The following is a 12,769-nucleotide window of genomic DNA, read 5'->3' as shown; positions in this document are numbered from 1 at the left end:
GTGCAAAAAAGCAAGGGGTCCCGCAAAAAAATTTCGGAAACAGCGTTCACAAACCCGCGTATCTTCATCTTTCTTGCGCAGTTCTGCTGCCGTTCTTCCCGGTGCCGGCGGGAAACGAAACCGTCCGGACCCCATTTAGAGGTAATAATATCGGCAGCGAAACTCGCAGCGAAAATGTTTTCAATTTTCATCGAAATGTAACGAAATCCATCCGGAATGCACAATTCCGCTTCTCCGAAAACGGACAGAACGCCAAACTTTCATGAAAAGCAATGAAAGTTTTTCTCATGTGCTTGATTTTTGATGCACAATGCGCTATCATGAAATTGCGAAAACGATTAAGCAATCGACAGAGAACATCCCCGCACAATATTTCCTGAAGGAGGCAGCAAAGTGATGCCGTCCCTGAAAGATCTGGCCAAGGAATGCGGTGTATCGGTGGCAACGGTCAGCAAGGCGCTGAACAACCAGCCGGACATCTCGGCCGCCACCCGGGAGCGGGTGCGGGCCGCTGCGCACCGCATGGGCTACCTGCCCAACGCCGCCGCCCGTTCCCTCAAGACCAACCGCACCTACAATCTGGGCGTTTTGTTTGTGGACGAACGGCAGAGCGGCCTGACCCACGAATATTTTTCTGCCGTGCTGGACAGCTTCAAGGTGGAAGCGGAAAAGCACGGCTACGACATCACCTTCATCAACCACAACATCAGCGGCCGGAGCATGAGCTATCTGGAGCACTGCCGCTACCGCAATGTGGACGGCGTGGTGATCGCCTGCGTGAACTTCTACGACCCGCAGGTGGTGGAGCTGGTGAACAGCGAGGTGCCCGTCGTCACCATCGACCATGTGTTCAACAACCGCATGGCCATCCTTTCGGACAATGTTTCCGGCCTGAAGGCTCTGGTGCGGCAGGCATGGGCCTGCGGCCACCGCCGCATCGCCTTTATCCACGGCGAAAAGACCGCCGTCACCGAGAACCGTCTGGCGGGCTTCTATCAGGCCAGCGAAGAGCTGGGCCTGAAGGTTCCGGAGGAATATGTGCGGGAGGGCATCTACCACGATGCTGACCGCTGTGCCGCCGAGACCATGGCCCTGCTGGCACTGCCGCAGCGGCCCACCTGCATCATCTTCCCGGACGATTTCTCCGCGCTGGGCGGCTACAACGCCATCAGCGAAGCGGGCCTTTCGATCCCCGAGGACATCTCAGTGATGGGCTACGACGGCATCTACCTTTCCCGGGTGGTCAAGCCCCAGCTGGTGACCTACCGGCAGAACACCACCGCGCTGGGCCGCACCGCCGCCGACAAGCTCATCGAGTTCATCGAGCACCCCCGTGTGACCCTGCCGGAACAGATCCGCGTTTCCGGCAAGCTGCTGGACGGCGGGTCGGTCCGCAGTCTCTGATCCGTCTCCCAAGGTTCTGGTTCGTGGAGCCTTTTTTTAAGAAGAAAGCTTTTTGCAGATAATGGAAAACCATGAAGGAGGTTTACCCTTATGAAAAAGATCTCTCGTCGTAATTTCCTGCTCGCATCCGGCGCAGCGACCATTGGTGCAGCTCTGGCTGCCTGCGGCGGTTCCTCCGCTTCCACCAGCACCGCTTCTTCCGCTCCCGCATCCAGCGCAGCCGCTTCCGGCACCTCTGCCGCCGGCAAGGTGCTGAACATCTGGTGCTGGAACGACGAGTTCCAGAGCCGCTTCAACGACTACTATCCGGAAGTTTCCGAGATCGCAGCGGACAAGTCCACCACCACCCTGAAGGACGGCACCACCGTCAAGTGGACCATCAACGCCAACGAGAACAACAACTATCAGAACAAGCTGGACGAAGCCCTGCTGAGTCAGGACAGCGCCGCCGACGATGACAAGATCGATATTTTCCTGATCGAGGCCGACTACGCGCTGAAGTATGTAGATTCCGACTACGTTCTGGATGTGAAGGCCGACATCGGCCTGACCGACGACGATCTGGCCGGTCAGTACCAGTATACCAAGGACATCGTCACGGTGGACGGCAGCCAGCGCGGCACCACATGGCAGGCAACGCCCGGCCTGTTTGCATACCGCCGCAGCATTGCCAAGGATGTTCTGGGCACCGACGACCCCACCGAGGTGCAGGCACACCTGTCCGACTGGGATAAGTTCAACGATGTGGCGGCACAGGCCTCTGCCAAGGGCTACAAGATGCTGTCCGGCTTTGACGATGCATACCGCACCTTCTCCAACAATGTGGCCGCTCCGTGGGTGGACGGCACCACCGTCACCGTGGACGAGAACATCATGAAGTGGGTGGAACAGACCAAGGAATACACCGACAAGGGCTACAACAACAAGTCCAGCCTGTGGGACAGCCAGTGGGCGGCCGATCAGGGCCCCACCGGCAAGGTGTTCGGCTTCTTCTACTCCACATGGGGCATCAACTTCACCCTACTGGGCAACTCGCTGGAGACCCCTGTGGCCGAGGGCGGCAAGGAGGAAGTGGGCAACGGCATCTACGGCGACTACGCTGTGTGCGAAGGCCCTCAGCCCTACTACTGGGGCGGCACCTGGATCTGCGGCGCAGCCGGCAGCGACAACATCGAGACCATTAAGGATGTTATGCAGAAGCTGACCTGCGATGAAGCCATCATGAAGCAGATCACCATGGATACGCAGGACTACACCAACAACGAGAAGGCCATGGAAGAGATCGCAGGCAGCGATTACAAGTCCGACTTCCTTGGCGGCCAGAACCACATTGCCCTGTTTGCCGAGGCTGCAAAGAAGATCGATATGTCCAACGCAGGCCCCTACGATCAGGGCCTGAACGAGAGCTTCCAGAATGCGTTCAAGGATTACTTCACCGGCAACGTGGACGAGGATACCGCAAAGGCAAACTTCGAGACCGCCATCAAGGAGAAGTACCCTGAGCTGACCGATGTGGTCTGGCCCGCATGATTGCGGCATGACCCAATTCGCTGACACGGAAAAGTAAATACAGAGGGCGGGCGGCATATCTCGCCCGCCCTCTTTGCTTTTCTACAGATAACAGGAGGCGATCCTATGGGAGAAAAGAAAAAGAAAGGGTCGATCAGCTACGCGAAATGGGGCTACATCTTCATTGCGCCGTTCTTTATCATCTTCGCGGTCTTCCAGCTGATCCCTCTGGCATCCACCATCTACTACAGCTTTTTTGAATATTACCGCAGCGGCCTGAAGATCATCGGCCCCAGCTTTGTGGGCCTGAAAAACTACATCACCCTGTTCGCCACCGACCTGCCCAAGTATTTCAGCAACACGCTGATCCTGTGGATCATCGGCTTTATCCCGCAGATCGCCGTTTCGCTGCTGCTGGCGGCATGGTTCACCGACCTGCGCCTGAAGCTGAAGGGCCAGACCTTCTTCAAAACGGTCATCTACATGCCCAACCTGATCATGGCTTCGGCCTTTGCCATGCTGTTCTTTGCGCTGTTCTCGGACAACGGCCCGGTAAACGCCGTGCTGCTGAGCATGGGCTGGATCAAGGCTCCCATCAGCTTTTTGAACACCGTGTGGGGCAACCGGGGACTCATCGGCCTGATGAATTTCCTCATGTGGTTCGGCAACACCACCATCATGCTCATGGCAGCCATCATGGGCGTGGACCCCACCCTGTACGAGGCTGCGGAGCTGGACGGCTGCACCCCGAACCAGATGTTCTGGAAGATCACCATCCCGCTCATCCGGCCCATTCTGGTCTACGTGATGATCACCTCCATGATCGGCGGTCTGCAGATGTTCGATGTGCCGCAGATCCTCACCAACGGCAAGGGCGGGCCGGACCGCACCTCCACCACCATGATCATGTACCTGAACAACCACCTGTTCAGCAAGAACTACGGCATGGCCGGTGCTGTCTCGGTGGTGCTGTTCCTCGTTTGTGCGGTGCTGTGCGTGGTGGTCTACTTCTCCCTCACCCGGGAGGATGACGGCCTGACCAAAGCCCAGCGCAGGGAATTGAAAGCTGCCCGGAAGGCAGCAGCTAAAGGGGGCAAGTGAATATGGCACGCACTCCGAAAACGCAGTCTGAAAAAGCAACACTGGCGGCACGCCGCGCCTGGTGCTATCTGGTGCTGGTGCTCATCAGCTTTCTGTGTCTGTTCTTCTTCTATGTGCTGGTGATCAACTCCACCCGCACCCATTTTGAGATCCAGAAGGGCTTCTCGCTGCTACCGGGCAAGTCCCTCGTCACCAACTTCCGGAACGTGCTGGCAGACGCCAACATCCCGGTGGGCACCGGCATCCGCAACAGCCTGATCATCTCCGCCTGCTCGGCAGCCCTCAGCGTGTATTTCTCGGCCCTGACGGCTTACGGCATCTACGCCTACAATTTCCGGTTCAAAAAAGCCGCCTTTGCCATCATCCTGCTCATCATGACCATGCCCACGCAGGTGTCGGCTCTGGGCTTTTTGCAGCTCATCACCAAAATGGGCCTGAAAAACAGCTTTGTTCCGCTGATCCTTCCCAGCATCGCAGCGCCCACGGTGTTCTTCTTCATGAAGCAGTATCTGGACGCTTCCCTGCCCATGGAGATCGTGGAGGCCGCCCGCATCGACGGTGCAGGCGAGTTCTATACCTTTAATAAGATCGTGCTGCCCATCATGAAGCCGGCCCTTGCCGTGCAGGCCATCTTCTCCTTCGTGGCCAGCTGGAACAACTACTTCATTCCCGCTCTGGTGCTGGACAGCGCCGACAAAAAGACCCTGCCCATCCTCATTGCACAGCTGCGCAGCGCAGACTTCCTCAAGTTCGATATGGGCAAGGTGTACATGATGGTGGCCATCGCCATCCTGCCGGTGATCATCGTCTATCTGCTGCTCTCCAAGTTCATCGTCCGCGGTGTGGCGCTGGGCGGTGTCAAAGGTTAAAGCACATCTGACCGCAAAAGGGCCCCCGCCGGTTGGCAGGGGCCCTTTTGCGGTGTTCAGGAACTGTTCAAGGTGTCAGATACGCCCCAGGATACAGGGAATGGTTCCATCAGACAAGGAGAGAAAAGAAGAAAAGACAAGGCACATACACACTCTGTCGGAGGCGCTCAGGGGGAGTGGCTTACTCACCGCGGACAGCTGCGAAGCCTGCCTCCAGATCGGCAATGATATCATCGATGTGCTCGGTGCCGATGGACAGGCGGATGGTGTTCTGGTAGATCTGCTGCTCGGCCAGCTCCTGATCGTTCAGCTGGCTGTGGGTGGTGGAAGCGGGGTGGATGACAAGGCTCTTCACATCCGCAACGTTTGCCAGCAGAGAGAAGATCTTCAGGTTATCGATGAACTTGAATGCTTCCTCGCGGCCGCCCTTGATATTGAAGGTAAAGATGGAAGCACCGCCGTTGGGGAAGTACTTCTCGTACAGGGCGTGATCCGGGTGATCCGGCAGGGAGGGGTGGTTGACCTTCTCCACCTGCGGATGGTTTGCCAGAAACTCGACCACCTTCTTGGTGTTCTCCACATGGCGCTCGATGCGCAGGCTCAGGGTCTCGGTGCCCTGCAGCAGCAGGAAGGCGTTGAACGGAGAAATGGTGGCACCGGTATCACGCAGCAGGATCGCACGGATGTAGGTGACAAAGGCTGCGGGGCCTGCTGCATCGGCAAAGGAGACGCCGTGGTAGCTGGGATTGGGATCGGCGATGTTGCCGAACTTGCCGCTTGCCTTCCAGTCGAACTTGCCGCTGTCCACGATGATGCCGCCCAGCGTGGTGCCGTGACCGCCGATGAACTTGGTGGCGGAATGAACAACGATATCTGCGCCGTGCTCAATGGGACGGATCAGGTACGGGGTGCCGAAGGTGTTATCGATGACCAGCGGCAGGCCGTGCTTGTGCGCGATGGCAGAAATGGCGTCGATATCGGGGATATCACTGTTGGGGTTGCCCAGAGTTTCCAGATAGATTGCCTTGGTGTTGGGCTGGATAGCGTTCTCCACCTCGGCCAGATCGTGTGCGTTCACAAAGGTGGTGGTGACGCCGAACTGGGTCAGGGTGTGCTCCAGCAGGTTGTAGCTGCCGCCGTAGATGGTCTTCTGAGCCACGATGTGGTCACCGGCCTGTGCCAGTGCCTCGATGGTGTAGGTGATGGCAGCGGCACCGGAGGCGGTTGCCAGAGCAGCCACGCCGCCCTCCAGAGCAGCGATGCGCTTCTCGAACACGTCCTGCGTGGAGTTGGTCAGGCGGCCATAGATGTTGCCGGCATCTGCCAGACCAAAGCGGTCTGCTGCGTGCTGGCTGTTGCGGAACACATAGGAAGTGGTCTGGTAGATAGGCACTGCGCGGGAATCGGTTGCGGGATCGGCCTGCTCCTGGCCAACGTGAAGCTGCAGGGTCTCAAATTTATAGTTAGACATTGTATTTTACCTCTCTATTTATACTTTTAGTATAATTTCCTGATACAAAAAATCCCGATGCGTGATACAAAAGCGCACCGGGCAATCACAATTCAGCTGTAAAACTGTCCCATGTCACATTCGGGCACACATTCGTGCACAACAAGAGGGCATCGTACAGTTCACAGCCAGATGTTCTGCCCGGTCACCGCACATTCGCCCACAGCGGAAGTTTGCATGCAGCAGGTCGTTCCAAATCAGCTTCATATCCGTGCCCTCCTTTCCCGTAAAACTCTTTCCCACTCCTCTACAAGCCGGTCTATCAATTTCCCATCAGCCTTGTGGATTTGTTGTCTGCATTATATTCCTTCTTACCTAGTTTGTCAATGGGTTAATTTCAGTTTTTTGCAAATTGAGTTTTCTGCACGATGCGCAGCCCGCATTTGCGGCAGGGCCTTGTGCAGTTGCAACAGGAGTCATACTTTTCCGTTCCTTCGGAGAACTTTTTCCATTCCTTGATAAAACCTTAAAAATTTGCTGCTATACTGGAACCGTTCTTGCAAAAGTCCGGCAAATCGTTTATTATGGTAGCGTTCTTTTTTATCATCAAAGGAGTTTTTCGATGCTTCATCGTTTCTTTCGTTTTGTAACACAGAGTCTGCTCACCTTCCTGTGCATTCTGCTGCTCGGCGGACTGCTGGCGGGCGGCTGGTTCTTTTATCAGGGCAGGCAGCTGTACCGCAGTGCCGCCAGCAGTTACCCGGTGGCTTCCATGTACGACACCATCCGTGCCCGCGGGAGCTATACTTCCTACGATGCGCTGCCGCAGACCTACATCAATGCGGTCATCTGCACCGAGGACGAGCACTTTATGACCCACAAGGGCATCGACCCGGGGGCCATTGCCCGCGCTCTGCTGGCCGACCTGCGTACCCACTCTCTGGCCGAGGGCGGCAGCACCCTGACCCAGCAGCTGGCCAAGAACGAGCTGTTCACGCAGGACAAGCATCTGGCCCGCAAGGCCGCCGAAATGCTGGCCGCGTTCGATCTGGAAAAGGCCTACTCCAAGCAGCAGATCTTTGAGATGTACGCCAACACCATCTATTTTGGAAACGGCTGCTACGGCATCACGCAGGCCGCCGAGGGATACTTTGGCAAGGAACCCGCCCAACTGACCGATGCCGAAGCCGTGTTTCTGGCGGGCCTGCCCAACGCGCCCTCGCTCTACGCCAGCAGCCCGGAGCTGGCCCTCAAGCGCACCCAGACCGTGCTCAAGCGGATGGTCAAGTGCCGGGTGCTCACCCAGATGCAGGCAGATGCCATCGCGGAAGAGGCTGCAGGGCTGACGGTCTGAGCAGCAGCCCGCGCTGTACTTTTCGTCCATAACAAAACGCCGCGCCCTGTCTGCTGCGGAACAGACGGGGCGCGGTATTTTTTGCGGTATTTGGCTTGTAAAGGAGGAATCATGTTACCCATTCAGGCAGTTGCGGCTCTGCCTGTCCGGTGATATCAGGATACCAGATAATTTCAGCGAAAACATGTTGTTTATATGAAGTTTTTATGAATTTACCGGTTCTTTGCCGCGCTGCAGGAGTGAACAATTACTCCGGTGCCTTCATGCTTTCCACCATGCTGATATGGCGCACATGCCGCCGCATGGCAAAGCAGACCACAACGGTGAACAGCATGGTCAGCGCCACTGCCAGCAGATAGCTGCGGGGTGCAATGGTGCGAATGAACATCAGCTGATCCATTTCCACGGTCAGGATGATGAACCGGTGCAGCGGCACGCCCAGCAGCAGGCCCACGCCGGAGCCGATGAGAGACAAAAGCTCGATCTCGCGGAAGATGTAGCGGTACACTTCTTTGTCATAGAAGCCCAGCACCTTGATGGTGGCAAGCTCCTTTTTGCGCTCGGCAAGGTTGACGCTGATCAGGTTGTACAGCACCACCGCCGCCAGCGCCGCCGCGCACACGATGACCAGCACCACCACGTAGTTCAGGCTGCCGATCAGGCTGCCGAACATGGAGGTGGTGTCCTCGGTGAAGCTGACGCTGCTGACGTAGTTGCAGCCCAGCAGCTTTGTGCGCAGGGCGTTGTACTCTGCCTCGGTGGCACAGCCGGTCAGGCCGTACACGGTATTCCACTCCGGTGTGCCGCCCAGCAGGCTCTCCAGCTGTGCACCAGACAGATACAGCCGGGTGAACATGTAGTTCTCGGCAATGCCGGTCAGGGTCAGCGGCACACGGCTCCCGTCTGCAGCCTCCACGTAGAACGTATCGCCCACGCTCAGCCCCAGATTCAGGGCCGTTTTTTCGGTCAGGATCACGCTGTCCTCTTCAAAGGGAATGGGGTCGTGGCCCACCCGGGTGCGGAAGGTGAAGTATTCGGTCATCCGGGCATCGTCCTCCGCGCCCACGATGCTGACGTCGGCGCTCCCGCCCTCTTCATTATAAAGGGTGGTGGACTTTGTGTAGAACGCGCCCCAGCTGCGGACCGCACTGCTGCTGTCCAGCGTGCTGGCAAGGCCCTGCTCCATGGTCAGCGCCTTTTCGTCGCTGAGGACGATGGTCATATCGTTGTGGGTCAGCTGCTCAGACTGCTTGTCCACGATGGGCAGGATGGAATCCTGAATGCCAAAGCCGATGAGCAGCAGTGCTGTGCAGCCCGCCACGCCCAGCACGGTCATGAAAAAGCGCTTTTTGTAGCGGAACAGGTTGCGGGCAGTGGTCTTTTGGGAGAAGCTCATGTGCTGCCACAGCGGGGTGATGTACTCCAAAAAGATGCGCTTGCCCGCCACAGGTGCCCGGGGCAGCAGCAGGGCTGCGGTCTTTTCCTTCAGGCTGGCGCGGCAGGCGCTCCATGTGGCAAAACCGATGACGGCCGCACTGATGGCCACGCTGGCTGCCGCCATGCCGGGGTAAAAGTGCAGCGTGAAGGTGGACATGCTGAAGATCATCTGGTAGGCGTACCAGATGATGAGCGGGAACACCACAAAGCCGATGACCATGCCCACGATGCTGCCCAGCACACTGGCGCTGAGGGCATAGAACAGGTACTTGCCTGCGATCTTTGCGTTGGAGTAGCCCAGCGCTTTCAGGGTGCCCAGCTGCAGACGGTTCTCGTCCACCATGCGGGTCATGGTAGTAGTGGCCACCAGTGCCGCCACCAGGAAGAAGAACACCGGGAACACCCGTGCAATGGCGTCCATGCGGTCGGCATACTGCTCAAAGGTGACAAAGCTCATGGTGGAGCCGCGGTCCAGCACATACCACTCGCCGCTCTTGATCTGGCTCACCTGCTCCTCGGCGTCGTTCAGCTGGGCAAGGCCGTCGGCCAGCTGCTGTTCGGCTTCGGCCTTCCGGCTCTCGTACTCCGCACGGGAATCGGCCAGCTGCTGCTCGCCGTCCCTGTATTCCTGCCAGCCCTCGTCCAGCCGGGTGCGCGCCGCATCGAACTGGGTGTAGGCTGTGGCCGTGCCGGTGGTCAGCTGCAGCTGCCCCTGCAGAAGCTTTACCTTCATCTGGCGCAGTGCGGCTTTGGCTTCGGTCACCAACTGCTCGTTGGAAAGGCTGGGCGAAGAGATCAGCCCCTGTGCATACATCTGGCGCTTGCCCTCGTCCAGCTGGGCCTGATAGCCGTTCAGCTGGCCGCTGATGTTGTCGTAAGCATCCTGCGCCTTCTGCAGGGCATCCCGCAGGTCGGTGTATTCCTCATCGGCGGGCTCGGCCTCGTCCAGCGCCTTCTGCGCGTTGTGCAGAGCCGTTTCTGCATAGCCCAGCAGCGGGTCGGCCACCTTTTTCAGGTTCACCAGCATCTCGATCTGCTGCAGCTGATCCTCAAATTCCAGCAACTGCTGCTCGCCGCTCACCAGCTCGTCCGCACCGCCCTGCATGGTATCCGGCAGGGCCTTTTTGCTGGCGGCAAGCTCCGCTTCGCCCGCGTCCAGCTGGGCTTTGGCGCTGTCCAGCTGCGCCTGTGCATCGGCCAACTGCTGCTCTGCCTCCGCAAACTGACGGTCTGCTTCGGCTTTTTTGTCGTTGTACTCGGCCCGGGCGTCGGCCAGCTCTGCACTGGCGTCCTCGATCAGCTCCGCCCGCCGGGCCGTGCACCGTGCCCCGCTGATGGCCTTTACCCTTGCGGCTGTGTCATCCACTGTCGCCTGATACTCGTCCGAGTAATTATCATACAGGCCGGCATTTTTCACCTTGAGATAGCACGCCGTATAATAATCCATGGTCAGGCTGCCTTCCGGCAGGAATACGATATCATCCAGCTGGCCGTCACCGGCGGTGCTGCTCTCCTTGTCCGTGGAAAAATGCTGCGGGTCCTGCACGGTGCCCACTACCGTGAACTGCTTCCGGCTCACATGTTCGGTGTCCTCCGGCAGGGTGAGCACAGTGCCCGGCTCCACCGGGTCGCCGTAGCCCATCACATGCACCACGCACTCGTCCGGGGTCTCAGGCATCCGGCCCGAGAGCAGCACCAGACGGTCCATATTTTCTGCCGTGTCGGCCCCGGGGTCAGCGGGCAGCTGCTGCAGGCGCACCACCGCCGTCTCGCTCTGGCCCTGCCATTGGGCCTCCACGTCCTGATATTTCACCGGCTGCACAGCCTCCACGCCGTCCACGGCGGCAATGGCGGTGATATCCTCCTCCGAAAGGCCCAGCGTGGACAGCACCCGCAGGTCGAACACGTTCTGCTGCACGTAGTATTTCTGCCCGGCGATGCGCATGCTGGGCGCAAAACTCATCAGGCCGGTCAGCATCATGACGCCCAGCGCCACGATGCCGAACAGCGAGACCATGCGGCTCAGATTGTCCTTCATTTCCCGCAGGATGTTTTTACGATAACTTTTCAGCACAGCTCTCACCACTCAATCTCCTGCACCGGCACAGGGTGCTCGTTGACCTGATTGGAGACGATCTTACCGCTGCGCACCTGAATGATGCGGTCTGCCATCGCCGTCAGGGCGGTGTTGTGGGTAATAACGATCACCGTGCGGCCAGTGCGGCGGCAGGTATCCTGCAAAAGGGCCAGCACCTGCTTGCCGGTCTTGTAGTCCAGTGCACCGGTGGGCTCGTCGCAGAGCAGCAGCTTGGGGTTTTTGGCCAGTGCGCGGGCAATGGACACCCGCTGCTGCTCGCCGCCGGAAAGCTGGGCCGGGAAGTTGTTCAGCCGCTCTCCCAGACCCACGCTGCGCAGGGTCTCTTTGGGGTCCAGCGGGTCGCGGCAGATCTCGCTGGCCAGCTCCACGTTTTCCAGTGCGGTCAGGTTCTGCACAAGGTTGTAGAACTGGAACACAAAGCCCACATCGTACCGGCGGTAGGTCGTCAGCTCTCTGGCGGTAAAATGGCTCACGTTCTGGCCGTCCAGCCAGACGTTGCCCTCGTCGCAGCTGTCCATACCGCCAAGGATGTTCAGCAGGGTGGTCTTGCCTGCGCCGGAGGGCCCCACGATGATACAGAACTCGCCCTTATCCACATAGAAATTCAGGTGGTCTGCGGCAGCGATCTTCACACTGCCGGTCTGGTAGTATTTGCAAACGTCCTCAAACTCCACAAAGTGTTCCATGGCGTCTTTTCCTTTCTATCGGGGATGCATACTGTTTCAATTTAACTATAACATCTCCCGGCAGACTTTGCAAAGACATCTGCGCAAATTTTCAAAAACTTAACAGAAAAGCGCAAAAAGGGCCGCTGCACATCCCTGCGTGCAGCAGCCCTTTCATCATTTGATCTCAGCGGTCAGCGCCCCACGATCAAATCGCGGCGGCAGCGCAGACCCACGGTGAGGAAGGTGTTTTCGCCCAGTCGGCGCAGCACCACGCGGTCGGTGCCCTTCTGGCCCTCCACCAGCAGAGACAGGTTCAGGGTGGTGGAGCCCTTCTCAGTCTGGACCACCAGCGTGCTCACACCCTCGTTCAGCAGGGTCTGCATGTCCTGCACGGTGGTGCGGAAGGTAGCAGAACCGGCGGGCACATCCAGCGTCAGTACGCTGTCCTTCTGGCGGGCAGTGTACAGCACTTCTCTGCCGAACAGGCCCTTGACGGTGTAACGGGCCTCGCTCTTTTTCGCCGCTGCATCTGCGGACGGGGCGGCCAGCTCATCGCCGGAGATCAGCATGATATTGCCCTGAATGGGGTTTCCCTCCGGTGCGCCGTAGCCGCCGTAGGTGGGGTCCTTTTCGCCGATCGCCACATCGGCGCTGTGCAGGGCGATATCCCCCTGCACCATCTGCTCCTGCGGGGGCAGATAGCCTGCGGCAGCAGGGTCGTTGATGTCTGCCTCTGCGGCAAATGCGCCCACGCTCAGCATAGCGGCAGCACCCAGCACTGCAGCGGTGGTGGTGACGGTACGGACAAATTTATGGTTCAGTTTCATTTGGAATACCTCCGTTGACGGCGGTTTTGCACCGCACATTTTTGTTTTGTGG

Annotated in this window: 10 protein-coding genes; 5 read left to right on the top strand and 5 right to left on the bottom strand. The window is 58.4% G+C overall.

Annotation, left to right across the window (positions count from 1 at the left end):
• The first annotated feature begins 396 nt into the window (after window positions 1-396).
• From ACKXF9_RS05525 to ACKXF9_RS05510, 4 genes are all read left to right on the top strand, one after another.
• The gene (locus ACKXF9_RS05525; protein WP_339395395.1) at window positions 397-1,404 is read left to right on the top strand and encodes a LacI family DNA-binding transcriptional regulator; all 1,008 of its coding nucleotides are present in this window, start codon (window positions 397-399) and stop codon (window positions 1,402-1,404) included.
• A gap of 90 nt (window positions 1,405-1,494) precedes the next feature.
• Window positions 1,495-2,934, top strand: coding sequence for a carbohydrate ABC transporter substrate-binding protein (locus ACKXF9_RS05520; RefSeq protein ID WP_418265536.1), 1,440 nt, complete (start codon window positions 1,495-1,497; stop codon window positions 2,932-2,934).
• Between the two features lie 105 nt (window positions 2,935-3,039).
• Complete coding sequence (locus ACKXF9_RS05515; RefSeq protein ID WP_249238080.1) at window positions 3,040-4,014, top strand: carbohydrate ABC transporter permease; 975 nt, start codon at window positions 3,040-3,042, stop codon at window positions 4,012-4,014.
• 2 nt (window positions 4,015-4,016) lie between these two features.
• Window positions 4,017-4,883: a carbohydrate ABC transporter permease gene (locus ACKXF9_RS05510; protein ID WP_348584657.1), complete on the top strand. Its 867-nt coding sequence runs from the start codon at window positions 4,017-4,019 to the stop codon at window positions 4,881-4,883.
• Window positions 4,884-5,064: 181 nt separating this feature from the next.
• Here ACKXF9_RS05510 and ACKXF9_RS05505 read toward each other — a convergent pair whose 3' ends face one another.
• Both ACKXF9_RS05505 and ACKXF9_RS05500 read right to left on the bottom strand, forming a co-directional pair.
• Window positions 5,065-6,354, bottom strand: a complete 1,290-nt coding sequence (locus ACKXF9_RS05505; RefSeq protein WP_249238078.1) for an O-acetylhomoserine aminocarboxypropyltransferase/cysteine synthase family protein — start codon at window positions 6,352-6,354, stop codon at window positions 5,065-5,067.
• Between the two features lie 114 nt (window positions 6,355-6,468).
• Entirely contained in the window at window positions 6,469-6,600 is a 132-nt protein-coding gene (locus tag ACKXF9_RS05500) for a hypothetical protein (RefSeq protein ID WP_339395399.1), read from the bottom strand.
• A gap of 355 nt (window positions 6,601-6,955) precedes the next feature.
• Here ACKXF9_RS05500 and ACKXF9_RS05495 point away from each other — a divergent pair, with 355 nt between their 5' ends.
• Window positions 6,956-7,687, top strand: coding sequence for a biosynthetic peptidoglycan transglycosylase (locus ACKXF9_RS05495; protein ID WP_249238077.1), 732 nt, complete (start codon window positions 6,956-6,958; stop codon window positions 7,685-7,687).
• Window positions 7,688-7,934: 247 nt separating this feature from the next.
• On the opposite strand, the gene ACKXF9_RS05490 is transcribed toward ACKXF9_RS05495, so the two are convergent.
• The 3 genes from ACKXF9_RS05490 to ACKXF9_RS05480 form a co-directional block, all read right to left on the bottom strand.
• Window positions 7,935-11,207, bottom strand: coding sequence for an FtsX-like permease family protein (locus ACKXF9_RS05490; RefSeq protein WP_418265535.1), 3,273 nt, complete (start codon window positions 11,205-11,207; stop codon window positions 7,935-7,937).
• Entirely contained in the window at window positions 11,204-11,908 is a 705-nt protein-coding gene (locus ACKXF9_RS05485) for an ABC transporter ATP-binding protein (protein WP_005942271.1), read from the bottom strand. Before ACKXF9_RS05485 ends, ACKXF9_RS05490 begins: the two co-directional genes overlap by 4 nt.
• A 173-nt stretch (window positions 11,909-12,081) precedes the next feature.
• On the bottom strand, window positions 12,082-12,717 hold the full coding sequence (locus ACKXF9_RS05480; protein ID WP_044953740.1) for a hypothetical protein: 636 nt from the start codon (window positions 12,715-12,717) through the stop codon (window positions 12,082-12,084).
• Window positions 12,718-12,769: the final 52 nt, after the last annotated feature.

The organism is Faecalibacterium sp. 9, from assembly GCF_048320955.1.
GTDB lineage: Bacteria > Bacillota > Clostridia > Oscillospirales > Ruminococcaceae > Faecalibacterium > Faecalibacterium wellingii.
The sequence above is the reverse complement of the archived record's forward strand: the minus strand, read 5'-3'. Positions and strand labels throughout refer to the sequence as shown.

What these genes read in the sequence shown, in the direction of transcription:
- ACKXF9_RS05525 (WP_339395395.1), top strand. Translation starts at nt 397, where the DNA reads ATGCCGTCCCTGAAAGATCTGGCCAAGGAATGCGGTGTATCGGTGGCA.
- ACKXF9_RS05520 (WP_418265536.1), top strand. Translation starts at nt 1,495, where the DNA reads ATGAAAAAGATCTCTCGTCGTAATTTCCTGCTCGCATCCGGCGCAGCG.
- ACKXF9_RS05515 (WP_249238080.1), top strand. Translation starts at nt 3,040, where the DNA reads ATGGGAGAAAAGAAAAAGAAAGGGTCGATCAGCTACGCGAAATGGGGC.
- ACKXF9_RS05510 (WP_348584657.1), top strand. Translation starts at nt 4,017, where the DNA reads ATGGCACGCACTCCGAAAACGCAGTCTGAAAAAGCAACACTGGCGGCA.
- ACKXF9_RS05505 (WP_249238078.1), bottom strand. Translation starts at nt 6,354, where the DNA reads ATGTCTAACTATAAATTTGAGACCCTGCAGCTTCACGTTGGCCAGGAG.
- ACKXF9_RS05500 (WP_339395399.1), bottom strand. Translation starts at nt 6,600, where the DNA reads ATGAAGCTGATTTGGAACGACCTGCTGCATGCAAACTTCCGCTGTGGG.
- ACKXF9_RS05495 (WP_249238077.1), top strand. Translation starts at nt 6,956, where the DNA reads ATGCTTCATCGTTTCTTTCGTTTTGTAACACAGAGTCTGCTCACCTTC.
- ACKXF9_RS05485 (WP_005942271.1), bottom strand. Translation starts at nt 11,908, where the DNA reads ATGGAACACTTTGTGGAGTTTGAGGACGTTTGCAAATACTACCAGACC.
- ACKXF9_RS05480 (WP_044953740.1), bottom strand. Translation starts at nt 12,717, where the DNA reads ATGAAACTGAACCATAAATTTGTCCGTACCGTCACCACCACCGCTGCA.